Source organism: Nesterenkonia lutea, assembly GCF_014873955.1.
Taxonomy (GTDB): Bacteria; Actinomycetota; Actinomycetes; order Actinomycetales; family Micrococcaceae; genus Nesterenkonia; species Nesterenkonia lutea.
Genome location: NZ_JADBED010000001.1, coordinates 1,709,360 through 1,734,389, shown reverse-complemented (window position 1 = coordinate 1,734,389; position 25,030 = coordinate 1,709,360). Strand labels below are relative to the sequence as shown.

Annotated in this window: 23 protein-coding genes; 19 read left to right on the top strand and 4 right to left on the bottom strand. The window is 68.3% G+C overall.

Annotated elements, in window-relative coordinates; translation table 11 throughout:
- Positions 1-66: 66 nt before the first annotated feature.
- The gene (locus H4W27_RS07915; RefSeq protein ID WP_192596498.1) at positions 67-861 is read right to left on the bottom strand and encodes a TSUP family transporter; all 795 of its coding nucleotides are present in this window, start codon (positions 859-861) and stop codon (positions 67-69) included.
- A gap of 29 nt (positions 862-890) precedes the next feature.
- A complete protein-coding gene (locus H4W27_RS07910; RefSeq protein ID WP_225939050.1) occupies positions 891-2,684 on the bottom strand; it encodes a proline--tRNA ligase in 1,794 nt (597 codons plus the stop codon).
- A 224-nt stretch (positions 2,685-2,908) separates the two neighbouring features.
- Between H4W27_RS07910 and H4W27_RS07905 the strand changes: the two genes are divergently transcribed.
- The 14 genes from H4W27_RS07905 to H4W27_RS07840 all read left to right on the top strand — a co-directional run bounded on the left by H4W27_RS07905 (position 2,909) and on the right by H4W27_RS07840 (position 17,523).
- Positions 2,909-4,219 (top strand): hypothetical protein, encoded by a 1,311-nt coding sequence (locus H4W27_RS07905; RefSeq protein WP_192595447.1) that lies wholly within the window; start codon positions 2,909-2,911, stop codon positions 4,217-4,219.
- Positions 4,220-4,280: 61 nt separating this feature from the next.
- A complete protein-coding gene (locus H4W27_RS07900; RefSeq protein WP_192595446.1) occupies positions 4,281-4,826 on the top strand; it encodes a ribosome maturation factor RimP in 546 nt (181 codons plus the stop codon).
- Between the two features lie 24 nt (positions 4,827-4,850).
- A complete protein-coding gene (nusA, locus tag H4W27_RS07895; protein WP_192595445.1) occupies positions 4,851-5,828 on the top strand; it encodes a transcription termination factor NusA in 978 nt (325 codons plus the stop codon).
- 56 nt (positions 5,829-5,884) lie between these two features.
- On the top strand, positions 5,885-6,253 hold the full coding sequence (locus H4W27_RS07890) for a YlxR family protein (RefSeq protein WP_192595444.1): 369 nt from the start codon (positions 5,885-5,887) through the stop codon (positions 6,251-6,253).
- A 130-nt stretch (positions 6,254-6,383) separates the two neighbouring features.
- Positions 6,384-9,236 (top strand): translation initiation factor IF-2, encoded by a 2,853-nt coding sequence (gene infB, locus H4W27_RS07885; RefSeq protein WP_192595443.1) that lies wholly within the window; start codon positions 6,384-6,386, stop codon positions 9,234-9,236.
- A gap of 140 nt (positions 9,237-9,376) precedes the next feature.
- Positions 9,377-9,904 carry a 30S ribosome-binding factor RbfA gene (gene rbfA / locus H4W27_RS07880; protein ID WP_192595442.1) on the top strand — a complete coding sequence of 176 codons (528 nt, stop codon included), beginning with the start codon at positions 9,377-9,379 and terminating at the stop codon, positions 9,902-9,904.
- Positions 9,905-9,910: 6 nt separating this feature from the next.
- On the top strand, positions 9,911-11,020 hold the full coding sequence (truB, locus tag H4W27_RS07875) for a tRNA pseudouridine(55) synthase TruB (protein ID WP_192595441.1): 1,110 nt from the start codon (positions 9,911-9,913) through the stop codon (positions 11,018-11,020).
- Complete coding sequence (locus H4W27_RS07870) at positions 11,017-11,382, top strand: hypothetical protein (protein ID WP_192595440.1); 366 nt, start codon at positions 11,017-11,019, stop codon at positions 11,380-11,382. The genes truB and H4W27_RS07870 overlap by 4 nt, the downstream gene beginning before the upstream one ends.
- Positions 11,364-11,924 (top strand): hypothetical protein, encoded by a 561-nt coding sequence (locus tag H4W27_RS07865; protein ID WP_318782224.1) that lies wholly within the window; start codon positions 11,364-11,366, stop codon positions 11,922-11,924. Before H4W27_RS07870 ends, H4W27_RS07865 begins: the two co-directional genes overlap by 19 nt.
- 17 nt (positions 11,925-11,941) lie before the next feature.
- Positions 11,942-12,946 carry a bifunctional riboflavin kinase/FAD synthetase gene (locus tag H4W27_RS07860; RefSeq protein ID WP_318782222.1) on the top strand — a complete coding sequence of 335 codons (1,005 nt, stop codon included), beginning with the start codon at positions 11,942-11,944 and terminating at the stop codon, positions 12,944-12,946.
- A gap of 12 nt (positions 12,947-12,958) precedes the next feature.
- Positions 12,959-13,933, top strand: a complete 975-nt coding sequence (locus H4W27_RS07855; protein ID WP_192595438.1) for a class I SAM-dependent methyltransferase — start codon at positions 12,959-12,961, stop codon at positions 13,931-13,933.
- Positions 13,934-14,149: 216 nt separating this feature from the next.
- The gene (rpsO, locus tag H4W27_RS07850) at positions 14,150-14,419 is read left to right on the top strand and encodes a 30S ribosomal protein S15 (protein ID WP_192595437.1); all 270 of its coding nucleotides are present in this window, start codon (positions 14,150-14,152) and stop codon (positions 14,417-14,419) included.
- A 282-nt stretch (positions 14,420-14,701) separates the two neighbouring features.
- Entirely contained in the window at positions 14,702-16,939 is a 2,238-nt protein-coding gene (locus H4W27_RS07845; RefSeq protein WP_192595436.1) for a polyribonucleotide nucleotidyltransferase, read from the top strand.
- Positions 16,940-17,190: 251 nt separating this feature from the next.
- Positions 17,191-17,523, top strand: coding sequence for a hypothetical protein (locus H4W27_RS07840; RefSeq protein ID WP_192595435.1), 333 nt, complete (start codon positions 17,191-17,193; stop codon positions 17,521-17,523).
- Here H4W27_RS07840 and H4W27_RS07835 read toward each other — a convergent pair.
- Positions 17,496-18,818, bottom strand: a complete 1,323-nt coding sequence (locus H4W27_RS07835; protein ID WP_225939048.1) for an MFS transporter — start codon at positions 18,816-18,818, stop codon at positions 17,496-17,498. The genes H4W27_RS07840 and H4W27_RS07835 overlap by 28 nt on opposite strands.
- Before the next feature lie 311 nt (positions 18,819-19,129).
- On the opposite strand from H4W27_RS07835, the gene H4W27_RS07830 reads away from it, so the two are divergent.
- The 5 genes from H4W27_RS07830 to H4W27_RS07810 are packed head-to-tail and all read left to right on the top strand — an operon-like array spanning position 19,130 to position 23,311.
- Positions 19,130-20,521, top strand: a complete 1,392-nt coding sequence (locus tag H4W27_RS07830; protein ID WP_192595434.1) for an MBL fold metallo-hydrolase — start codon at positions 19,130-19,132, stop codon at positions 20,519-20,521.
- Between the two features lie 54 nt (positions 20,522-20,575).
- Positions 20,576-21,214 carry a rhodanese-like domain-containing protein gene (locus tag H4W27_RS07825; RefSeq protein ID WP_192595433.1) on the top strand — a complete coding sequence of 213 codons (639 nt, stop codon included), beginning with the start codon at positions 20,576-20,578 and terminating at the stop codon, positions 21,212-21,214.
- Positions 21,211-22,053 carry a sulfite exporter TauE/SafE family protein gene (locus tag H4W27_RS07820; RefSeq protein ID WP_192595432.1) on the top strand — a complete coding sequence of 281 codons (843 nt, stop codon included), beginning with the start codon at positions 21,211-21,213 and terminating at the stop codon, positions 22,051-22,053. Before H4W27_RS07825 ends, H4W27_RS07820 begins: the two co-directional genes overlap by 4 nt.
- A gap of 33 nt (positions 22,054-22,086) precedes the next feature.
- Positions 22,087-22,365: a metal-sensitive transcriptional regulator gene (locus H4W27_RS07815; protein WP_192595431.1), complete on the top strand. Its 279-nt coding sequence runs from the start codon at positions 22,087-22,089 to the stop codon at positions 22,363-22,365.
- Between the two features lie 31 nt (positions 22,366-22,396).
- The gene (locus H4W27_RS07810; protein WP_192595430.1) at positions 22,397-23,311 is read left to right on the top strand and encodes a ribokinase; all 915 of its coding nucleotides are present in this window, start codon (positions 22,397-22,399) and stop codon (positions 23,309-23,311) included.
- On the opposite strand, the gene H4W27_RS07805 is transcribed toward H4W27_RS07810, so the two are convergent.
- The gene (locus tag H4W27_RS07805; protein ID WP_192595429.1) at positions 23,289-24,935 is read right to left on the bottom strand and encodes an FAD-dependent oxidoreductase; all 1,647 of its coding nucleotides are present in this window, start codon (positions 24,933-24,935) and stop codon (positions 23,289-23,291) included. The two genes, H4W27_RS07810 and H4W27_RS07805, sit on opposite strands and share 23 nt — an antisense overlap.
- Positions 24,936-25,030 lie beyond the last annotated feature (95 nt).

Below are 25,030 nucleotides of genomic sequence, written 5' to 3'. Positions count from 1 at the left end.
GAGGGGGTAAAACGCGGGGAACGCAGGGACCGCAGGGACCGCAGGGGGGAACGGCGGGGGACAGGCTCAGAAGAAGAGGTCCACGGCCACGTCGTAGCCCAGCTTGAGCACCAGCACGAAGACCACCACCAGGAACACCACGCGGATGAACTTCGAACCCTTCGCGATGGCCATCCGCGCGCCCAGGTAGCCGCCCGCCATGTTCGCTGCGCCGAGCACCAGGCCCAGCCCGAGGAACACGTGGCCGGCCGGGGCGAAATAGAGCAGCGCGCCGAGGTTGGTGGCCACATTGACCACCTTCGCCTGGGCGGAGGAGTTCAGGAAGTTGTAGCCCAGCACGGTGACCAGCGCGATGACCAGGAAGGTGCCGGTGCCGGGGCCGAGCACGCCGTCGTAGAAGCCGACGATCATGCCGATGGTGACCGCGCGCGCCAGGTGTCCCATTCCCACGTGGCGCAGCTTCTCCAGCTGACCCACATGAGGCTTGACCGCGGTGAACACGCCCACGCCGATCAGGGCGAGCAGGATCAGCGGCAGGATGATCCGCTCGGGCAGCGAGGCCGCGACCACCGCGCCCCCGTAGCTGGAGAGCAGGGCGGCGACCGCCATCGGCAGAGCCGTGCCCATCGCGGGTTTGACGCGTCGGGCATAGGTGATCGCCGAGGTGGTGGTGCCGAAGATGGACCCGAGCTTGTTCGTGGCCAGCGCCTGGACCGGGGTGATGCCCGGGATCATAAGCATCGCCGGCAGCTGCAGCAGACCGCCCCCGCCGACGACGGCGTCCACCCACCCGGCTGCGAAGCCCGCGGCGATCAGCAGCAGCAGGGTCACCCAGGTGATCTCGAGGCTGCCGCCGACCAGTAGATCGGCGGCACCCTCGAGGGCCTCGTTCAGCTCAGTCCCTTGACGTGTTCGAGCACCGCCGCGCCGGCCTCGGCCACGGGCACCTCGCGGGATTCACCGGAGCGGCGATCCTTGAGCTCGATGGTGCCGTTCTTCAGTCCGCGTCCCACGGTGACCAGCATCGGAACTCCGAGGAGCTCCGCGTCGCCGAACTTCACGCCGGGGGAGACCTTCGGACGATCGTCGTAGATCACGCTGAGGCCGGCGGCTTCGAGTTCGCCGATCAGCGTCTCGGCCGCGGCGTAGAGCTCTTCGCCCTTGCCGGTGGCGACCAGGTGCACATCCGCCGGGGCGATGGCGAGCGGCCAGATCAGACCCTTGTCATCGTGGGTGGCCTCAGCGATGGCGGCGAGGGCGCGGGTGACGCCGAAGCCGTAGGAGCCCATGGTCACGGTGGCGAGCTTGCCGTTGACGTCGAGGACCTGCAGACCCAGCGCCTGGGCGTAGCGGGTGCCCAGGTGGAAGATGTGTCCCATCTCGATGCCGCGGCGCGTGCGCAGCGGGCCGGAGCCGTCGGGGGCGGGGTCGCCCTCCTTCACGACCACGGCTTCGATGATGCCGTCCCAGCTGAAGTCGCGACCGGCCACCAGGCCGAACACATGCTGGTCCGCCTCGTTGGCGCCGGTGATCCAGCTGCTGCCGGAGACCACGCGGGGATCCACCAGGTAGGTGATGCCGGTGCTGCCCTGCTCGCCGAGGACGGGGGTGTCCAGGGAGAGCCCGGGGCCGATGTAGCCGCGGACCAGTCCGGGGTGCTTCTTCAGATCGGCCTCGTTGGCGGCCTCCAGGGCCACCTCGCCGCCGACGCCGATGAGCCCGCCGATCGTGGCCTCGGCGCGCTTGAGGTCCACGTCTCGGTCTCCGGGCACGCCCAGGACCACGATTCGCCGGCTGCCGTCGGGCAGCACCGCGGCGACGACGACGTTCTTCAACGTGTCTGCGGCGGTCCAGGCGCGGTCTTCCCGCGGCTGGTGGGTGTTCGCGGCGTCGACGAGGGTGGCGATGGTGTTCGTGCCGGGGGTGTGGTGGACCTGCGCGGCCGGCAGGTTCGTGTGGTCGATGGGCTCCGGCGTCGGCGTGGTGACGGCCTCGACGTTCGCGCGGAAGCCGCCCTCGGACTCGACGAAGGTGTCCTCACCGATGTCGCAGGGGAAGAGGAACTCTTCGGAGGCTGAGCCGCCCATCGCTCCTGACTGCGCGTTGACCGGGACCACGGGCAGGCCCAGGCGATCGAAGATGCGCAGATAGGCCTCGCGGTGGGCGTCATAGGCCGCGCGCTGGTCCTCTTCGGTGAGCGCGAAGGAGTAGGAGTCCTTCATGATGAACTCGCGGCCGCGGAGCAGGCCGGCCCGGGGGCGCGCCTCATCGCGGTACTTGGTCTGGATCTGATAGATCGACAGCGGCAGGTCCTTATAGGAGCTGTAGAGGTCCTTCACCAGCAGGGTGAAGACCTCCTCATGTGTGGGGGCGAGCAGGTAGTCCGCCTCTTTGCGGTCCTTGAGCCGGAAGATGCCGTCGCCGTAGTCGTCCCAGCGACCGGTGGCCTCGTAGGGCTCCTTGGGCAGCAGGGCGGGGAAGTGGACCTCCTGGGCGCCGATGCGGTGCATCTCCTCACGGACGATCTCCTCGATCTTCCGCAGCACGGTCAGCCCCAGCGGCAGCCAGGTGTAGACGCCCGGCGCGGCACGGCGGATGTAACCGGCACGGACCAGCAGCTGGTGGCTGGCGACCTCGGCGTCTGCCGGGTTGTCGCGCAGCGTGCGGAGGAACAGGTGGGACATGCGGAGCGGCACAGGTGATCTCGTTTCCGGTGAGGGATCTTCTACCGGCCCAAGTCTAAGGGGCGCCCGCCCCCGGGCGTTTTACCTCCTCTTCCGTGCTGTACCAGGGCGACCGTTGCCCTGGTATTCCCCGGTAGGCGAGGTAAAACGCGAAGGGGGCGAGGGTTATCCACAGAACGGCGACATCGGCTCTGTCAGGCACGCCAACGCGGCAGGCTTCTCCCATGGCCGCAGACCCCACCGCGCACTCCACCGCGCACTCCACCGCGCGTGCCGCCGCGTTGCCACGCGGCCGCCTCATCCGTGCCAAGGACCTCTGGGACAGCTCCGGTGCTGGTCGGGAGATCGGGACGGGCGCGGTCCTCGACGTCGAAGACCTCGGTCGCCGGCTCAGCGCGCTGGTCGATGCCGGTGAGCTGCTGCGCATTCGCCGCGGCGTCTACCTCCATGCCTCCACCTGGCTGGAGACGCCGCCCTGGGACCGGCACCTGATCGCCGCGGCCGCCGTGAACCTTCTGGCGCCGCTGACGCATTTCTGCCGGACCACGGCGCTGGCGCTGTACGGCGTCGGACTGCTCCAGGCTCCCGACGCCGTCACCGTGCGCACCGCACGCAATGCCGACACCGGCCTCCACCCCGCACCGCTGCTGACCGGTCGAGCCTCCGCTGCCGCCATCGAGCGCCTCCTGCGGGTTCATTCGGAGGCGCACGACGGCGGCCCGCGGAGTCCCGCAGCGCTGCGCGCCATCGGCACGCGTCACCACCAGTACCCACGAGCTTTTCGAGAGCGGCTGCGGGAAGGACTGGGGGAAGAATGGAGACCCGGTTATGAGCAGGCTCTCCTCCGGCTGCCCTTTCCAGCGCTGGGCAGATTCGACGCGCAGACTCCAGCAGGGAGGGGCTTCTGCGTGGAGCCGCTCGGTCTGGTCCTGGCCGACACCGTGCCCAGGTTGAACTTCGCGGATGCGGTGGCGGTGCTTGATGCCTTCAAGTCAGGCCGCCTGGGCGAGCGGAGGCACCCGGCAGGCACGCTGTCCGCCGTCGAACCGTGGCTGCGTCTTGTGACATCTGCTCGAGGTCGCACACGCTGGGATGCGGCATGGAACTTCGCCGACGAGGGGGCGGAATCGGTGGGGGAGTCCTGGGCGCGGGTGCGGATCGCTGAACTGGGCTTCGCCGCCCCGGTCCTGCAGCGTATGTTCCTGCTGCGGAACGGGAGGTCCTGCATGACTGACTTCTTCTGGGAAGGCCCGGGAGTCGTCGGTGAGTTCGACGGGCTCATGAAGTACCGGACCTCGAGGGCGCTCTCCGGGCAGGGCGCTGAGGAGGTGGTGATCGCCGAGAAGGAGCGTGAGGACGGGCTGCGCGCCCTCGGGCTGAGCGTGGTGCGCTTCACCTGGGCGGACCTGCAGGATCCCGCCCGTCTCCGGCAGCTGCTGAGTGCTGCCGGCGTCCCCCTCTCCCAGCGTTTTACCGGGGCGGACGCGTTCTACCCCGGCGACCATTGGGCGGGTAGACCACGTAAGGGGAGGTAAAACGCAGAGGGGAGGTCTCAGGCACAATGGAGACGCACCATCCGTCACTGAGAGGACCGCCATGGCCATCGCCCCACGCCCCACCGGAGCGCAGCGCTTCACCGACGCCCGGGCCCGGAAGATCGCTGAGCTGATCATCCCCGCGGTCACCGAGCAGGGTCTCCACCTCGAGGAGCTCGAGCTTGCGGCCAACGGTTCCGGCACCACGCTGAGGGTCTCGGTGGACCTGGCCTCCGGCACTGAGCAGGTGGACCTGGACACCGTGGCCGCCGTCTCCCAGGCCATCTCTGCGCGGCTGGACGAGAAGGACGTGCTTCCCGAGCTGGACAGCTATGACCTGGAGGTCTCCACCCCTGGTGCGACCCGTCCGCTGACCGAGCCCCGGCACTTCGAGCGCAACCTCGGACGGCTGCTGGAGATCACCCAGACCGGGGGAAGCCCGATGCTCGCCCGCCTGCAGGCCGTCGACGCGGACTCCATCACGGTCGCCGAGCAGAAGCCGACCCCGAAGAAGGGCATGCCGGTGAAGTATGCGGATCCCACCGAGATCAGTTTCGCGTCGATCACCCAGGCGCGAGTGCAGGTAGAGTTTTCCCACACGGAGTAGATACTGGCTTAACCGGAGGCACAAGTGGATATCGATATGAGCGCACTGCGCATGCTCGTCAAAGAGCGGGAGATCCCGCTGGAGCGGCTGATCCCCGCCATTGAACAGGCGCTGGTGCTGGCTTACCACAAATCGCCCGGTGCACTGCAGCACGCGCGGGCTGAGATCGATCAGTCCACAGGTCACGTCACGGTCTGGGCCAAGGAGCGCGACGAGGACGGCACGGTCATCGGCGAGTTCGACGACACCCCCCGAGACTTCGGCCGCGTCGCCGCCTCCACCGCTCGCCAGGTGATCATGCAGCGCATCCGCGACGCCGAGGATGATCAGGTCCTGGGCGAGTTCCGCGGCCGCGAGGGCGAGCTCATCTCCGGCACCATCCAGCAGGGCCGCAACCCCAACATGGTCCAGGTCGACCTGGGCAGCGTCGAGGCCCTGCTTCCTCCGCAGGAGCATGTCCCCGGCGAGGAGTACATCCACGGGCGCCGGCTGCGCGCCTTCGTCGTCGATGTCCACCGCGGCATGCGCGGACCCTCCATCACGCTGTCCCGCTCGCATCCGGGACTGGTGAAGAAGCTCTTCGAGCACGAGGTCCCCGAGATCGCCGACGGCAGCGTGGAGATCACCGCCATCGCCCGCGAAGCCGGGCACCGCACCAAGATCGCAGTGCGCGCCCACCAGTCGGGGATCAACGCCAAGGGCGCGTGCATCGGCTCCATGGGCTCCCGCGTCCGCGCGGTGATGACCGAGCTCAACGACGAGAAGATCGACATCATCGATCACTCGGACGATCCCGCCGAGTTCATCGCCCACTCGCTGTCTCCCTCGAAGGTGAAATCGGTCACCATCCTCGACGAGGCCACGCGCAGCGCCCGCGTCGTCGTCCCGGACTACCAGCTCTCGCTGGCCATCGGAAAAGAGGGCCAGAACGCCCGGCTCGCCGCGAAGCTCACCGGCTGGCGCATCGACATCGTCTCCGACGCGACGCTGGCCACGTCCTGAGCCGGACCGCCCGCGCGGGCGGTTCGGCCCATCACCGCGAGAAGGGGTAGACTGTCATGGTTCCAGTGCGTACCTGTATCGGCTGTCGTCGCCAGGTCGCCCAGGACGACGTGGTGAGGCTTGCCCTCATCGCAGCCGACGACGCCGGCCCCGCACCTGAGCAGGTGGTGTGGGACACCGCCCGGGCACTCCCCGGACGCGGCGCCTGGCTGCACCCGCAGCGCGAGTGCTTCGACGCCGCAGTCAGGCGGAAAGCCTTCAACCGGGCATTCCGCCGCTCTGTGGAGACGAAGAATCTTCAGCTGCACGACATCAACGGCACCAACGGCACCAGCCCGCCGCCCAGCACTTCGGTGCAGCGCGGCGCGACTGAGGCCAGAAAGCGGGTTCAGAGAGATGGATCCCCGATGAACACCGACGCATGAGTTCGCCGCGATGACTTTTCAGAGCAGCTCCGTCACGGTTTCAGAGAAGTTCAAACGGCCTTCGCCGATGAACCGCTGACATCAGCCCCGCTGGTGCCGGCGGGGAAGCGTGGGCCAGACAAGGAGAAATGTGGCCAAGGCCCGCGTACACGAGCTCGCAAAAGAGCTCGGCATCACCTCGAAAGAAGCCCTCGCAAAACTGCAGGGCATGGGCGAGTTCGTCAAGTCGCCCTCCTCCACCGTGGAGCCCCCGGTGGCGAAGAAGCTGCGTCAGGCATTCCCTGACGCCAAGCCCGCCGAATCGCCCGCTTCCAGTTCCAAGCCGGCTGCCCGGCCCGGTCCGCAGAAGTCCGACGGCGCGTCCACACCCGCCGCTGAGACGTCGGCACCGGCCCAGTCTGCCTCCCCGGCAGCTCCGTCTGCAGGTTCCTCAGCTCCGCGTCCAGGCGGCATCAAGCCCGGACCGAAGCCTGCTCCCAAGCCCGCCGCGAAGGCCGAGCCGGAAGCCCCCCAGGCTGCCGCCGAGCCCGCTGAGCAGCCTGCGAAGCAGGAGCCCGCAGCTCCCGAGGCAGAGGCCTCCAAGCCGGCGGCCAAGCCCGCGACCGGCGCCAAGCCAGGCGGTCCGCGTCCCGGGAACAACCCCTACGCACCGAGCCAGGGCATGGGCGCCGAGCGCCAGACCCCTCGTCCCGGTGGAGCCGGCGGCCCCCGCCCCGGTCCCAAGCCAGCTGGTCCGCGTCCGGGGAACAACCCCTTCGCACCCCAGCAGGGCATGCGCAACGAACGCGGAGGCGGCCCCCGTCCCCGCGGCGGTCAGGGTGCCCCCGGTGGCGCCCCCCGGCCGGGCGCGCCCCGTCCAGCAGGCGCCGGCGGCGCACGCCCCGGTGCTCCGGCAGCAGGCGGCGCAGCCCGCCCGGCGGCAGCACGTCCGGGCGGTCCCAAGCCCTCGATGATGCCCAGCCAGACCCCGGCACCTGCCGGTGGCAAGCCAGGTGCCCCCGCCGGTGGTCCGCCACGCGGTGGACGCGGCGGCGGTCCTCGCCGCGGCGGCGCAGCTGGTGCCTTCGGCCGCGGCGGCTCCAAGGCCAAGGCCCGCAAGTCGAAGCGCGCAAAGCGCCAGGAGATGGAGCAGCGTCAGTCCCGCGAGATCGGCGGCGTGCGCGTTCCCAAGGGAGACGGCAGCACCGTCGTGCGGCTGCGCCGCGGCTCCTCGCTGGGTGACTTCGCCGAGAAGATCAATGCCGAGCCGGCAGCGATCGTCACCGTGCTGATGAAGCTCGGTGAGATGGCCACGGCCAACCAGTCCCTGGACGAAGAGACCTTCCACCTGCTGGGCGAGGAGCTGGGCTATCCGGTCCAGATCGTCTCCCCGGAGGACGAGGATCGCGAGCTGCTCGAGACCTTCGACATCAACATCGAAGACGAGCTTGCAGCGGAGGGAGCGGAAGAGCTCTCCGCACGCGCCGCCGTCGTGACCGTCATGGGTCACGTCGATCACGGCAAGACCCGCCTGCTGGACTCCATCCGAAGCGCGAAGGTGACCGAAGGCGAAGCCGGCGGCATCACCCAGCACATCGGTGCCTACCAGGTTCACGTCGAGCACGAGGGCGTCGAGCGCGGCCTGACCTTCATCGATACTCCCGGTCACGAGGCGTTCACCGCCATGCGTGCTCGTGGTGCGAAGGTCACCGACATCGCGGTGCTGGTCGTGGCCGCCGACGACGGCGTCATGCCCCAGACCATCGAAGCGCTGAACCACGCGAAGGCCGCCAACGTGCCGGTCGTCGTCGCGGTCAACAAGATGGACAAGGAAGGCGCCTCCCCGGACAAGGTCCGCGGTCAGCTGGCCGAATACGGTCTGGTGCCCGAGGAGTACGGCGGCGACACCATGTTCGTCAACGTCTCCGCACTGCAGCACCTGCACATCGACGAGCTCCTCGAAGCCATTCTGCTCACCGCAGACGCGGCCCTGGAGCTCACCGCGAACCCGAACAAGGCAGCACGCGGTGTGGCCATCGAAGCGAACCTGGACAAGGGTCGCGGCGCCGTGGCCACTGTGCTGGTCCAGTCGGGCACGCTGCGTGTGGGCGACAACATGGTCGCGGGCACCGCCCACGGCCGCGTCCGCGCCATGTTCGACGAGCACGGCGACACCGTCAAGGAGGCAGTGCCCTCCCGTCCGGTGCAGGTGCTGGGTCTGTCCTCGGTGCCCCGCGCCGGTGACACCTTCCTGTCCACCTCCGATGACCGCACGGCACGCCAGATCGCCGAGAAGCGTGAGGCGGCGGAGCGCAACGCTCAGCTGGCCAAGCGCCGCAAGCGGATCAGCCTGGAAGATTTCGACCAGGCTGTGGCCGAGGGCAAGATCGACACCCTCAACCTCATCCTCAAGGGCGACGTCTCCGGTGCCGTGGAGGCCCTGGAAGACGCACTGCTCAAGATCGATGTGGGCGCCGACGTGCAGCTGCGCGTCATCCACCGCGGTGTCGGTGCGATCACGCAGAATGACGTGAACCTGGCCACGGTGGACAACGCAGTGATCCTCGGCTTCAACGTCCGTCCGGCGGAGCGCGTGACCGACCTGGCCGACCGTGAAGGCGTGGACATGCGCTTCTACTCGGTCATCTACGCGGCCATCGACGACATCGAGGCTGCGCTGAAGGGCATGCTGAAGCCGGAGTACGAAGAGGCTTCACTGGGCAGCGCCGAGGTCCGCGAGGTCTTCCGCTCCTCGAAGTTCGGCAGCATCGCTGGTTCGATCGTCCGGTCCGGTCTCATCCGCCGCAACGCCAAGGCGCGCCTGGTGCGCGACGGCAATGTGGTGGCGGACAACCTCACCATCGAGTCGCTCAAGCGGTTCAAGGACGACGCCACCGAGGTCCGCGACGGCTTCGAGTGCGGCATCGGCCTCGGATCGTTCAACGACATCCGCGAAGGTGACAGCATCGAGACCTGGGAGATGCGCGAAATTCCTCGCTCCTGACCAGGCCTGCCGGTTCGTCCGGCGACAGTTCCGGGGACTCTGCCATACGGCGGGGTCCCCGGACCTGTCAGCACACCACGCCCAGCCGGGCCCCGCACCGGGGCTAGGCTGGGGCACAGAATTTTTGAAAGGACCGCATCATGGCAGATCCAGCACGCGCAGCCCGACTGGCGCAGCGCATCAAGGTGATCGTGGCCGAGGCGCTGCGTCGCCGGGTCAAGGACGAGCGCGCTGAGCTCATCACCGTCACCGACGCCCGCGTGACCAACGATCTCCAGCACTCCACGGTGTACTACACCGTGATGGCTCCGGATGAGGACTCCCGGACAGGTGCCGAAGCGGTCCTCGCCGCAAACCAGGGCGTCCTGCGCCACGAGCTCGGACGGCAGCTGAACATCCGGCTGACCCCCACCCTCGAGTTCGTCGCTGACGAGATCCCCGAGTCCGCCGCGCACATGGAGGACCTGCTGCGCAAGGCCCGGGAGCAGGACGAGCAGGTCGCGGCGCTCCGCAAGGACGCGCAGCCGGCCTCCGAGGAGAAGCCCTACCGCTGGCAGGTCGAGGAAGAGGCAGCTGAGACTGGCGCCGAGGCCGAGGCCGAGGCCGAGGCCAAGGCCCCTGAGGCCGGGACGGGAACTGAGGCATCGACCTCGGACGAGGCCAGCTGAGTCCCCATGGGTAAGAAGCAGAAGCCTGAGGAGCTGGAGGTCGGCTCCGGCCTCGTCCTGGTGGACAAGCCGGCCGGCTGGACCAGCCACGACGTCGTCGGGCGCATCCGCAAACTCGCCGGCACCCGCAAGGTCGGCCATGCCGGGACCCTCGACCCGATGGCCACGGGCGTCCTGGTGGTCGGGATCAACCGTGCCACCCGGCTGCTGACCCATATCGTCGGGGTGGACAAGACCTACACCGCCACGATGCGCCTGGGCCAGTCCACCTCCACCGACGACGCCGAGGGTGAGGTTCTGCAGACCCGGTTCGCCAATGCGGTGAGCCGGGAGCGCATTGACGCCGAGGTCGCCGGTCTCACCGGGGAGATTCAGCAGGTGCCGGCCACCATCTCCGCGATCAAGGTCGACGGGCGCCGCGCCTATGACCGCGCCCGCGCCGGTGAAGAGGTGGAGCTCAACGCGCGCGGGGTCAGCGTGCACCGCTTCGAGGTCCTCGACATCCGCAGGATCGAGGGCGGCAAGCTCGTCGACGTGGACATCGAGGTCCGGGTCTCCTCAGGCACCTACGTCCGAGCGCTGGCGCGGGATCTGGGAGAGGCCCTCGAGGTGGGCGGTCACCTGACCGCTCTGCGCCGCACCGCGGTGGGCCCCTACAGCATCGACCAGACCCTGACACTGGAACAGCTGGGCGAGGACTTCGGCTATATCGGCCTGGCCGAGGCCGCCGGACAGCTCTTCCCCGCGCGCGAGCTCACCGCCGAGGAGACTGCCAACCTCGGGTTCGGCCGACGCGTGACGGCCTCGGGAACCGGCGCGGACCCGCAGCTCACCGCGGCCTTCGGGCCGCAGGGTGATCTCGTGGCCCTGCTGCGCGACGTGCCGGCCAAGAAGGGCGCCTCGGCCTCGCCGGAGGCCGCCGACGCGGCCCAGGCCGAATCGGTGGACTACCAGGCCAAGCCCGAACTGGTCTTCGCACCGGCCACTGCGCCAGCCGCCACGTCGAACCCTGCGCCAGCCGCCGCGTCGAACCCTGCGCCAGCCGCCGCGTCGAACCCTGCGCCAGCCGCGCCTGCTGCAGAGGTGCCTCCCGAGGCCGAGGAACCGTCTGCATGACGGTGATGTTCCTCATAGGCACACTCGTCTGCGCCCTGTCCGTGGCGGTGTGCTGGGTGATGACCGCAGTGCGCGATCACCCCGCGGATTCCTCGATCATCTCGCTCGCGGCCATCGAGCTCTACCTGATCGTCTACGGCATCTATGCCGGAATCCGTCAGGCCACCGGAGCCGCCGTGACCGGAGAGGCCTGGGAGTTCTGGGGCTATATTGTCACTGCACTGATGCTCCCGCTGGGAGTCTTCATCTGGGCCATGATCGACAAGACCCGCTGGTCCAACCTGGTGATGAGCTTCGTCGGGCTCGTCGTGTTCGTGATGGTCTACCGCTTGGAGGAGATCTGGTGGGGAACCGCATTGTGAGTCGGGCGCAGAAGACGCGCAGTCGCCGTGACGGCGCGGGCGCATTCGACGGCGGACGAGCCTCCGGCGCGCCGCGCAGCGCCGCCAGCGAGACCTCCAGTGAGAACCTCGGCGAGACCACCGGCGCCCCCACACCGCGCAACCGCGGGGTCGGCATGCTCATCATCACCGCCTACGGCATCTTCGCCGTCTCCTCCTTCGCCCGTGCGCTCTACCAGATCCTCACCGACTTCGAGACGTCACCGGTGGCCTACCTGCTGAGCGGATTCGCCGCCGCGGTCTACATCGTCGCCACGCTCGCGCTCGCCCGGATCGGAGCGCGCGCCTGGCTGGTCGCGCTGGTCGCCGTCCTGGTCGAGCTCTCCGGAGTGCTCGGCGTCGGACTCTGGACCTACCTCGACCCGGAGCTGTTCGAGGAGGCCACAGTGTGGTCCCACTTCGGGGAGGGCTACGGCTTCATACCGCTGCTGCTTCCGTTCATCGGTCTGTTCTGGCTGCTGCGCCACCGTCCCGGCCCCGCGGCACGCGGTGTCGAGTCATGAGCGATAGGCTTTCTGACGTGCAGTTCTGGAACGGTCTCGAAGAAGTCCCGCAGGGGCTAGGACCCACCGCAGTGACCATCGGCAATTTCGACGGCGTCCACCTGGGTCACCAGGAGGTGCTCACCCGCCTGGTCTCCGCCGCCCGCGGCCACGCCGGAGAGGAGGATTCCCCGGCGCGCCCCCAGGCGGTGGCGATCACCTTCGACCCGCACCCGCTGCAGGTCCACCGTCCCGATGACGCCCCGGTGATGCTCACCGGCACCGAGGAGAAGCTCCAGCGCCTTGCCGAGACCGGCATCGATGCGCTGCTGGTGCTGCACTACAACCTCGACCTGGCGGGACTCACCGCCGAGGAGTTCGTCAAGACCTATTTCGCGGACCTGCTCCACGCCTCCGTGGTCGTGATCGGTCACGACGTGCGCTTCGGCCGCGGCAACTCCGGGAACTTCGAGACCATGGTCGAGCTCGGGCAGCGCTACGGGTTCACCGTGCTGGGCGTGGACGACTTCGCCCTGTCCGGTCACACCGTGGCGGAGACCGCCCGCCGATGCTCCTCCACCTGGGTGCGTGAAGCCCTGGACACGGGGGACGTCGCCGCGGCCGCTGAGGTGCTCGGCCGTCCCCATGCAGTCCTCGGAGAAGTCGTGCACGGCGCCGCCCGCGGCCGTGACCTCGGCTTCCCGACCGCGAACCTGGCCAGTGACAGCGAGGGCATGATCCCCGCCGACGGCGTCTACGCCGGGTGGCTGGTGGACGCGACCGGAGCTCGATGGCCCGCCGCGATCTCGGTGGGCTCGAACCCGACCTTCCACGGCCTCGAACGGGTGGTCGAGTCCCACGTGATCGACCGACCCACCGAAGCGGTGGAGGACTTCGACCTCTATGGCCAGCACGTCCGGGTGGAGTTCCTGGAACGCCTGCGCGGCATGGTCGCCTATGAGGGTGTGTCCAAGCTGGTGGACCAGATGTACCAGGATGTGGAACAGACCCGCCAGGTCCTCGCGGACCTCCCGCTCGACTAGACGAGGCCCGCTGTGCCGTCCCGCCCCAAGCCGCGCCCCGGCCAGCAGGCACTGATCACCGACCCAGCACGACGACGGCGCCTGGGCGCCTCCTTCTCCGCGGACACCTCCCTGGAAGAAGCGTGGCGCTATGACGCCGTCCGTCCGCGATACCCGCGGGAGGTCGTCGCCGCGATGCTGGAGCTTTCACCGGCACGACGCCGCGTCGGCGCAGATGCCGACGATCACGTTGCTCACGTGGATCCCGCCGATCCCGCTGAGCCCACCCAAGCCGCCGATCCCGCCGAGGCGACCGCCTCGATCGATGCAGTGGACCGCGTCCCGGACGTGGTGGCAGATCTGGGCGCCGGCACCGGCATCCTGACCCGTGCCCTCCTCGCCCAGGGCGCGATGGTCCACGCCGTGGAGCCGTCCCTGGCGATGACCGAGGTGCTCGCCGCACAGAGCGCTGATCAGGACCTTGAGCTGGAGAGTGTGCAGGACCGGCTGCAGGTGCACCGGACCACGGCGGAGTCCACCGGACTGGGGGAGGCGAGCTGCGACGTCGTCGTCGCTGCCCAGGCCTGGCACTGGTTCGATGACGCGCTGGTGCAGGCGGAGGTGCGTCGCATCCTGCGCCCCGGTGGGACCCTCGCAGTGGTCGCCAACTACCTCGACACCTCCGTCCCGTGGGTGCACCGGCTGACCCGGATCATGCGCGCCGGGGATGTCTACCGTCCCGGATGGACCCCCTCGGTGGACGCCGCGCACTTCGGCGCCTGGAGGACCACGCTCACCCGGTGGCAGCGGTCGATCACTCCGGAGCAGATCCGCACCCTGTCCACCACGCTGAGCTCCTGGCTCTCCGCCGATGAGCCCGCGCGCGAACGACGCCGGGCCAACCTTGACTGGTATCTCGACGAACACCTGGCGCTGCCGCCGGGGGAGCCGGTCCAGCTTCCGTACCTCACCGTCCTCCACACCAGCGTTTTACCTGCCCCTGCGTGAAATACCGGGCACACCGTCGGCCCGGTAGACCACGCTCGGGCTGGTAAAACGCCAGAAGGAGTGCACCCGGTGGCCTCTCGGGCCGGGCTCCTGTATCGTAGACAGGTCGCTTCGGCGACGATGTCATGCTGCAGTCCGCGGTGGCTGACACTGGTCCCTGGCCCGCAAGGGCAAAGCCCGGTCCTGTTCGCGGTACAACAATGAAGGAGCTCTTCCATGGCTTTAGATCCCGTTGTAAAACAGGAGATCATCAAGGAGTACGCAACTTCCGAGGGTGACACTGGTTCACCCGAGGTTCAGGTTGCGGTTCTGACGCGTCGGATCTCCGACCTCACCGAGCACCTGAAGGTGCACAAGCATGATCACCACACCCGTCGTGGTCTGATGATCCTGGTGGGTCGCCGTCGTCGTCTGCTGAAGTACCTTGCGTCCACGGACATCGAGCGTTACCGTTCGCTGATCAAGCGGCTCGGTATCCGCCGATGAGCTTCAGCGTCAAACGCTGATCACCAAGCAACGAGACAGGCGGCTCCTGAAACGGTCTTCATGACCGTAGGAGCCGCCTGCTTTGTATGCGAGACTAGTGGGTGGCGCTCCCGCCAGTGAGAGGGATCGAACTCATATGTTCCGGTCCTCGGTAGTAGCCTCCGGGAGGCACAGCACGTGCCCGGCCCGTGGGCTTCGATCGATGACCGACCATATGTACGCAGATCCTTCTCTCTCACTGGCGCGCCAGTAATGCAAGACAACTGAGAGGAGACACCTGTTATGCAGGGTCCCGAGATTCACACCACCGAAGCCGTCATCGACAACGGATCGTTCGGTACACGCACTATTTCCTTCGAGACCGGCCGCCTCGCCAAGCAGGCCGCCGGTTCCGTCCTGGTCACCATGGACGACGACACGAGCCTGCTCTCGGCCACCTCGGTGGGCAAGTCCCCCCGTGAGGGCTTCGACTTCTTCCCGCTGACGGTCGACGTCGAAGAGCGCATGTACGCCGCGGGTCGCATCCCCGGCAGCTTCTTCCGTCGCGAGGGACGCCCCTCCACCGACGCGATCCTGGCCTGCCGGCTGATCGACCGCCCGCTGCGCCCTGCCTTCAAGAAGGGCATCCGCAACGAGGTCCAGGTCGTCGAGACCATCCTCTCGATCAACCCGGATGACCTCTACGACGTGGTGGCCATCAACGCCGCCTCGATGTCCACCCAGCTCTCCGGTCTGCCGTTCTCCGGTCCGATCGGCGCAGTCCGCGTGGCACTGGTCGACAACGGTTCCGGTGCCCAGTGGGTCGCCTTCCCCAAGCACTCCCAGCTGAAGGACGCCGTGTTCAACATGGTCGTCGCCGGCCGGGTCGTCGAGGACGACATCGCCGTGCTGATGGTCGAGGCCGAGGCCACCGACGATTCCTGGAAGCTCGTCAAGGAGCAGGGCCGGACCGCTCCGACCGAGGACATCGTGTCCGAGGGCCTGGAGGCGGCCAAGCCGTTCATCAAGGTCCTCTGCGACGCACAGGCTGACCTGGCTGCTCGCGCCGCCAAGCCCGCCATCGACATCCCGACCTTCGTGGACTACGAGGATGACGTGCTGGCAGCAGTGGAGTCCTCCGCCGCCGAGCGCCTGAGCAAGGTCTACCAGATCGCTGACAAGCAGGAGCGCGACACTGCCGATTCCGAGCTGAAGGCCGAGATCCGCGAGGAGCTCGCCGGTGAGGGCAAGGAGTTCGAAGGTCGCGGAGGCGAGGTCTCCAAGGCCATCGGCGCAGTGACCAAGCAGGTCATCCGCCAGCGCATCTTGCGCGATCAGGTCCGCATCGACGGCCGCGGCCTGACGGACATCCGTCAGCTCACCGCCGAGGTCGAGGTCCTTCCCCGCGTGCACGGCTCGGCCATCTTCGAGCGCGGCGAGACCCAGATCATGGGTGTCACCACGCTGAACATGCTCAAGCTGGAGCAGAACATCGACAGCCTGTCGCCGGTGAAGACCAAGCGGTACATGCACAACTACAACTTCCCGCCGTACTCGGTCGGTGAGACCGGCCGCGTGGGTTCGCCCAAGCGCCGCGAGATCGGACATGGTGCACTTGCTGAGCGCGCCATCACTCCGGTGCTGCCGTCCCGCGAGGAGTTCCCCTACGCGATCCGCCAGGTCTCTGAGGCCCTGGGCTCCAACGGCTCCACCTCGATGGGTTCGGTCTGCGCCTCGACGCTGTCCATGCTCAACGCCGGTGTGCCGCTGAAGGCTCCGGTGGCAGGCATCGCCATGGGCCTGGTCTCCGACCAGGTCGACGGCGAGACCCGCTATGCCGCACTGACCGACATCCTCGGCGCCGAAGATGCCTTCGGCGACATGGACTTCAAGGTCGCCGGAACCTCCGAGTTCGTCACAGCCATCCAGCTGGACACCAAGCTCGACGGCATCCCGGCCTCGGTGCTCTCCGCAGCGCTGAAGCAGGCCCGCGAAGCTCGCCTGCACATCCTGAGCGTCATGGCAGCTGCCATCGACACCCCGGATGAGATGTCGGAGTTCGCACCGCGCATCATCTCGGTGATGGTCCCCGTGGACAAGATCGGCGAGGTCATCGGCCCGAAGGGCAAGATGATCAACCAGATCCAGGAGGACACCGGCACCGACATCTCGATCGAGGATGACGGCACGGTCCTGATCGGCGCGACCAACGGCGAGGCTGCTGAGGCAGCCCGCGCCGCGGTCAACGCGATTGCCAACCCGCAGGTCCCCGAGATCGGCGAGCGGTACCTGGGCACCGTGGTCAAGCTGACCACGTTCGGCGCGTTCATCTCGCTGACCCCGGGCAAGGACGGCCTGCTGCACATCTCCGAGCTGCGCAAGCTCAACGAGGGCAAGCGCGTGGATGACGTCGAAGACGTCGTCAGCGTCGGCCAGCGCATCCAGGTCGAGATCTCCAAGGTTGATGACCGCGGAAAGCTCAGCCTGGCTCCCGTGGTCGAGGGCGACGGCTCCTCGAACACCGAGGACGACGACGCCTGATCAGCTCCTGCTGAACGGCTTCCGCTGACACGCCTCGGCTGAGCAGCGAAGCCGCACGACGGCCGGTGAGGTTCCCCTCCGGGGGAGCCTCACCGGCCGTTTCTGCGTGCGGCGCTCTTCCTCCCGCATCTGTTGGGCGCCTTGCGGCGTTATTTCTGCTTGATGGGCGCTTCAGAGCACCGCAAGCCGCCCAACAGATGTGTCATGGGCGTGGCTGGAGCGGCTGGGCCCGGCGTGACAGGGTGGAGCGCATGGACCACTTCATCGGCGTGCTGTTCATCGGCTTCTGGGTGGTGTTCTGCGCCGCCATCGTGATCCGTCTGGTGCTGGCACTGCGACGACGACGCCCCGGAGACTCGCTCAGAGACTCCGTCCTGCGGCCTGTGCTCGGCGCCGCTGCCCTGGGCTCGGTCTTCAGCGGTCTCGACAGGCGTTCGAGCGAGCGGGTGGCGGAAACGCACCGCGATGCACAGGATCCCGGGATATCGCTCGAAGAGCCGTGGCCGGAGCGGGACCGCAGCGCGCGCCCAGCCCAGTCCCCGGACCGAGCCTCGAATCAGTCCGTCGAGGATTCCCCGGAGTAGTCTCGAGCATTGCTGACGCCCAAGGCGTTGCCCACCGCGGCGAGGATGATCAGCAGCGCCGCCACCAGCGGGACGATCGCAGAGATCTGCGTGCCGAAGTTCTCGGCGATGTAGCCGGTCACGGCCGTGGAGGAGGACTGCCCGATGACGATCGCCGTGGTGAGCATGGACATCACGGTCGCGGAGCGCCCGTGCGGACTGCGCTCGGCGACCAGGCTGAACTGGGTGACCAGGGTCGGGCCGATGCCGACCCCCATCACCAGCAGCACGATGATCAGCACCGGCAGCACCGAGGCGAACTGCAGCCCGATCGTTCCCAGCAGCAGCACCCCGCCGAAGCTCAGCCAGCGTGCCTCCAGGCTGAAGCTGGCCGGGAACAGCGCCGCCGCCAGGGCGAAGATCGCCGAGCCCACGCCCATGGCGCCGTAGACCAGACCCGCGCGCTCGGCCAGGCCGAGATCTGCCATGAAGGAGGTCAGCACGGTCAGCGTGGAGCCGAAGATCAGCCCGATGCCCAGGGCGCCGGCCAGCAGCACCAGCAGCCTCGGGGCGAAGAGCTCTCCGACCGGTGCGGGATCCCGGTGGGTGGCGGTGTTCTTGGGCACGACGTCGGCGGTGGGGTGCATCGCGAAGGCGAGCAGGAAGCACAGCGTGAGCACCGCGGCGCCGATGATCGGAGCCGCACCGCCGAGGGTCGCCGCGAGCAGGCCCACGATCACGGGACCGAAGACGAAGGTGATCTCATCGGCGGCCGACTCGTAGGCCATGGTGGAGTTCATGGTCTTCTGCTGCCGCGCCGCAGGGAGCTTCCGGAAGATGACGCCCACCAGGCGACTGCGTGACATCGGCGGGACCTGCGGCGCGGTGGCGCCCACCAGGAACGCCGAGACCAGCACCGCCCAGGTCCCGAGGGGGCTGTAGACCACCCAGGCCAGGGCGAAGAGGGAGAGGCTGCTCGCCAGACCGGTGATCAGCAGCACCGGGCGCTGGCCCCAGCGGTCGGCGGCTGCACCGATCAGCGGTCCGAAGATCGCCGTACCGAGTCCGACCATGGCGGAGGTGACGCCGCCCAGGGTCAGGGAGTCCCGCGCCGCCACCACCAGGGTGAGCACCCCGACCACCATCATGGCGTAGGGGAAGCGCGCCAGCAGGGCCACCGGGAAGTACGCCGGACCGACTGCGCCGCGCAGGGTCGGGTTCTGACCAGGGCCCGGCATCTCCGGCGAGGCCGTGCCGGATTCAGGAGAAGTCTCGGGCTGGGAGCCTGGCAGGGCATCGGGCTGGGGGGCGGGCATGTGGCTGTTCCTCCGGTGTCGGCTCTGGCGTACTCAGTGCCGCCTTGACCGCGGCGGCGTCGACGCTGCGCGAGCCAGGTAGATACACACGTGTGCTGCTCGCTTCCACGCAGCGGCCACCGCGTGGGCGGGCCGGGGGAGGGCAGGTCCTCCAGCCTACCGGCCGGGTTTCGGCAGGGCCAACGCGGAGCATGCCGGCGGAGCGACCGCCGTTGCCGCCTGCTCGCTTGTATACCCCTAGGGGTATATGCCACACTGGACAACATACCCCCCGGGGTATCCAATAGCTGCTAAGGAAGGGAAGCGATCTCATGCTTCTGGAACGGATCTATGACGAGGACCTGGCCCAGGCCAGCTACTTCATCGGCTGCCAGGCGACGGGCGAGGGCATGGTCATCGATGCCCGCCGCGACGTCGGCGAGTACTTCGACCTCGCCGCGAACCACGGCATGCGCATCACCAAGGTGGCCGAGACCCACATCCACGCCGACTACCTCTCCGGCACCCGCGAGCTCGCGGCCGCCGCAGACGCCGAGGCCTTCATCTCCGGTGAGGGCGGCGAGGACTGGCAGTACGGCTTCGACGCCACCCGGCTGACCCACGGTGACAAGATCACCCTGGGCAACATCACCATCGAGGCACGCCACACTCCCGGTCACACTCCGGAGCACCTGATCTTCCTGATCACCGACGGTGCCTTCAGCGATGATCCCGGCTACATGATCTCCGGTGACTTCGTCTTCGCCGGTGACCTGGGACGCCCGGACCTGCTGGATGAGGCTGCCGGGGGAGAGGACACCCGCTTCGAGGGCGCCAAGCAGCTCTACCGCAGCCTGAAGAACGAGTTCCTGACCCTGCCCGACCACATCCTGGTCTACCCCGGCCACGGCGCCGGCAGCGCCTGCGGCAGGGCCCTGGGTGCCCTGCCTGCCACCACGGTCGGCTACGAGCGCACCAACGCCTGGTGGTCCAAGCACCTCGCGGCCGAGGACGAGCAGGGCTTCATCGACGAGCTCCTCGATGGGCAGCCCGATGCCCACGCCTACTTCGGGCGGATGAAGCGTGAGAACAAGGACGGCCCCGTCGTGCTGGGCCCGCTGTCCGCACTGGATGCATTGACTTCAGATCAGGTGCGCAGCGCCCTGCAGGAGGACCGGGCGATCTTCGTGGACACCCGCCCCAACGACCAGGTCAAGCAGGGCACCGTGGTCGGCGCGCTGAACATCCCGGCCGGGGGCAAGTTCGCCAGCTTCGGCGCCTGGGCCTATGACTCGGAGACCGAGACCCAGCCGCTGGTCCTGCTGGCTGAGGATCAGGACCAGGCCGAGACCATGCGCGCTCACCTCATGCGGGTGGGCATCGACCGGGTGGCCGGCTACACGATCAGCCTCGCCGATCTGCCCAAGATCCAGCCGGCCACCATCACCCCGGAGGAGCTGGAGGACTTCGAGCCCGCGTTGCTGCTGGATGTGCGCAACAAGTCCGAGCACGCGGAAGGTCACATCCCCGGCTCCAAGCAGCTCAGCGCCGGTCGCGTGCTCTGGCACCAGGACCAGCTGCCCAGCAGCGGGCCCATCGTGACCTACTGCCAGTCCGGAGTCCGGAACTCCGTGGCCGCCAGCGCGCTGCGCCGGGAAGGCCACGACGTCCGCGAACTGGTCGGCAGCTACGCCGGCTGGTCGGAATACAAGCACTCCCGCTGAACATGCACTCCTGATTCGACACCTCGTATTTTCCTGAAAGGAACACCCAGCTCTATGGCGAACCCCACGACGACGACGGCGCCCGCCGCCCCGATCAGCCCCACCGAGCTCGCCGAGAAGCTCCAGTCCCAGCAGGCCCCCCTGTTGGTGGATGTGCGCACGCCTGCGGAGCATGAATCGCTGCGAGTCCCCGGATCCCACAACGTGCCGCTGGACCTGTTGCAGAAGAACAAGGAGACCCTGGCCGAGCAGTTCACCGGAGACATCGTGCTGATCTGCCAGTCCGGCAACCGCGCCAACCAGGCCCTGCAGCTCTTGCGCGCCGCAGGCGTGGACTCGGCGCGAGTGCTTGAGGGCGGCATCGTCGCTCTGGAGGCACAGCACGCTCAGCACACCCGGCGGGGTCGGCAGCGCTGGGCCATGGACCGGCAGGTGCGCATGGTCGCCGGCTCCCTGGTGCTCACCGGGTTCCTGGGCAGCAAGCTGATCTCTCCGAAGGTCGGCTACCTCGCCGGAGCCATCGGAGCAGGGCTGACCTTCTCCGCGCTCACCGACTCCTGCGCCATGGCCGCGGCGCTGAACAAGATGCCGTGGAACAAGGTCGAGGCGGACCCCAGCGTGGAGAAGCTGCTGGCCGAGATCCCACGCTCCACCGCGATCCAGGCAGCCCAGACTCAGGTGTCGCGGGGATGAGCGGGGGTCTGATTCTGGCGATGGTCCTCGCCATCGGGATCGGGCTCTCACTGGGCCTGCTCGGCGGCGGCGGCACCATCCTGGCCGTGCCGCTGCTGACCTACGTGGCGGACTTCCCACCCAAGGAAGCGATCGCCGCCTCGATGTTCATCATCGGAGTCACCGCCGCGGTCAGCGTGGTGGCCCACGCGCGGCGCGGAAACGTGCAGTGGCGCACCGGGTTCATCTTCGGGGCCGCCGCGATGGCAGGAGCCTTCGGCGGCGGACTGCTCGGGGCCCAGCTGCCCGGCGTCGTGCTCATGGTCGCCTTCGGGACCATGATGGTGGCCACCGCGCTGGCCATGATCATGGACCGCAGAGTCACCCAGACTGGTGAGGGGCGCAAGAAGCTGCCCCTGGGCAAGATCCTCGCCGAAGGACTGGTGGTCGGCCTGGTGACCGGCATGGTCGGCGCCGGCGGCGGATTCCTGGTGGTCCCGGCGCTGGTGCTGCTGGGTGGGCTGTCTATGCCCGCTGCAGTGGCTACCTCGCTGCTGATCATCTCGATGAAGTCCTTCACCGGCCTGGCCGGGTACCTGACCTCGGTGGACATCGACTGGGCACCGGTGCTGATGATCACCGCGATCACCGTGGTCGGCGCGCTCATCGGCTCCTCCCTGGGCAGACACGTGCCGGAGAAGGCGTTGAAGAAGGCGTTCGGCTACCTGGTGCTGGCCATGGGCGTGGTGGTGTTCCTCCAGGAGCTGCCGCTGGCCTACGGCCTGGGTGCCGGGGTCGTCGTCGTCGGTCTGCTGACGACCCTGCTGGTCCGGCGGCGCCGAGCTCAGCTGGCATCATAGAGACAAGACCGCGCGAGGAGCAGGGAGAGAACCATGAGAGAAGCCGATCCGGAGACGCAGCGCCGCATCGTGAACCGCCTGAAGCGCGCCCGAGGTCAGCTAGATTCGGTGATCAACGCGGTGGAGAACGGCGGCAGCTGCCGCGAGGTGGTCACTCAGCTCTCGGCAGTGTCCACCGCTCTGGACCGGGCGGGCTTCAGCGTGGTGTCCTCGGCGATGAAGTTCTGCATCACAGATCCTGAGGCAGCAGCTGAGACCGAGGACGGACTGACCGTGGAAGAGCTGGAGAAGCTGTTCCTGTCCCTGTCCTGAACAGGGCCGCCGCCGTCAAAGGAGACCGCGCATGACACTGCTGACCATGGGATCGGTGAACCGAGACATCACCGCGCAGCTGATCGACTTCCCGCAGCCGGGGCAGACGGTGCTGGCCGCAGCCGCAGAGACAGCCACCGGTGGCAAGAGCGCCAATCAGGCCGTCGCCGCCGCGCTGGTGGGTGCGGATTCTCACCTGGTGGCCCGCTGCGGTGCCGACGCGGCCGGCACGGAGGCAGTGGCCTCCCTGCTGGAGGCGGGCGTCCGGGCCGAGGCGGTCACTCCAGGACGTGGCGCGCAGGGGATGGCCTTCATCACGGTGCGCGCCGACGGGGAGAACACCATCGTGGTGATCCCCGGTGCCAATGCCGAACTCGCCGCCGAGGACTGCCCTCCGGGGCTGCTGGCACAGGCAGGCTGGGCCCTGCTCAGCCTGGAGGTCCCCCTGAAGACGGTCCTGGAGACGGCCGCCCGAGCGCGTGCCGCCGGCACCAAGGTGGCGCTCAACGCCTCACCGCTGCCGGCCGGGCCCGTGGACCTGCGCGATGTCGACATGGTCATCGTCAATGAGGGCGAAGCCCGGCACCTGTTGGAGAGCGCGCAGGGGCAGACCGGGAAGCCCGCAGACAGTGAGGCTGACTTCGCCGGTTCGGATCCCGCGGCCCAGCTGGGCCTCGAGACGCTCATCGTCACGCGGGGCGCTGCGGGCGCCGCGCTGCACCGACGCGGTGAGCCGGACGTCGAAGTTTCCGGGATCCCGGTGCGGGCCGTGGACACCAGTGGCTGTGGGGATGCCTTCGCCGGCGCCCTGGTGGGGCGCCTCACCTGCGGGGACAGCCTCGAAGCGGCGGCTGGCACAGCGACGAGGTTCGCCGCCGATGCCGCCACCCGCTTCGGGACACAGTGCTCCTACCCCAGAGACTTCAGAGTTTCGACAGGTTCGTGACGGCGGGTCCCTCCAGCAGCTCGCCGTCGGCGGCGAAGCGGGAACCATGCAGGGGGCAGTCCCAGGACAGGGCGGCGTCGTTCCAGTTCAGCACCCCGTGCATATGCGGACAGACGGCGGAGACCTTGCAGGTCTCACCCTCCACAGTGGACACCCCGACCGGCCTGCCATGGTCTCGTCCGACGGTGCCCTGTCCTTCGGCGGGAGCTTCATCGGGCAGCGCGTGCATCTCAGCCGCAGTCCAGCCGGCCACCATGCTGGCACCGACCTCGGCGTTGTCCTTGAGTCCGGTGAGCACGTCCGCGGGGGAGGTCATCCGCGCGCCGAGCGTCTCGGCCCACGGCATGTGCCCGCCCAGGATCTCCGCCGAGATCGCCAGCGCGGCGGCCACTGCATTGGACATGCCCCACTTGTTGTACCCGGTGGCCAGGTAGATCTTCCCGCCGCCGCGGGGCAGCTTGCCGAAGAACGGCACGTACTGTGAGGTGCGGTAGTCCTGGGCGGACCAGACATGAGTCCTCTCCGCGCCCGGGAAATGCTCCTGCGCCCAGGCCTCGAGGTCATCCACGGCTGCGCTCTCCGAGGGGGAGCGACCCACCACGTGATCATTGCCGCCGATCAGCAGCAGCTCCTCACCCTTGACCGGGACCGTGCGAAGGGTCCGACCGGGGGAGTCGGCGCTGAGGTACATGCCGGTGGGGATGCCGCCGCCGGGCACCCGGTAGGTCATCGCATAGGAGCGGCTGGGCTTGAGCTTGGCGAAGTACCCGCCGCGGTCCAGCACGGGCACGCCCGTGGCGAGCATGAGCCGCGCGGCGGTGACAGTTCCCTGACTGGTCTCCACCGTCAGCGGTGCCTCGTCCAGCAGCGGCGAGCCTTCGGTGTCATCGTCGGAGGAGCGTCGCGCTTCGCCGGACCCTGACCCGGAGCCATGCCCGGAACCGGTCCCTGAGCCATGCCCGAACCCCTTTGTGGAGCTGGCGCCGGTGACCCGCACGCCTTCGATCAGCTCACCGCCGCGGTGGCGCAGCTCTGCGGCGAGTGCGGCGAGGACATCCATCGGATGGAACTGGACCTGGTCCTTCAGCGCCACCGCCCCGCTGACGGGGAAGGGAAGACCGGTCTGATCCGTCCATTCCACCGGCAGTCCTGCGTTCTGGCAGGCCGCGAACTCTTCCTGGAGCGCGGAGAGTCCGGAGTCGCTGGTGGCGTAGGTGTAGGCCGTGCGCCGCTGATGGGGGACACGGTGCTCCTCCAGGTACCGGACGAGCCAGGACTGTCCCTCCTGGTTGCCGTCCACATAGGCCTGGAGAATCTCATCGGAGTGGTGCTTCCGGATGCTGGAGAGATTGGTGCCCTGCAGCAGCGAGAGCTTCGCCGTGGTGTTGCCGGTGGTGACGACGCCGACCGAGCGGGCCTCGAGCACAGCTACCTTGTGCCCGGATCTCGCGAGCAGCACCGCCGTGGCCAGGCCGGTGAGTCCGGCTCCGGCGACGACGGTGTCATAGTGGGCACCCTCGGTGAAGGCTTCCGTGGGGATGGACTCAGGAGCGTGGGTGTCCAGCCAGAGGGAGCGGTGCGTGCCGGCCGGCTCATGGGTGGAGTGCGTCGTCTGGGAGTTCATCGTGACGGATCGTCCTTCCTCAGGTTGTTGCGTGTGGAGACAACTGTGCTGCGGCTTCGATCTTCATCTTGAGGGCTGGAGCTGGGAGTATCCAG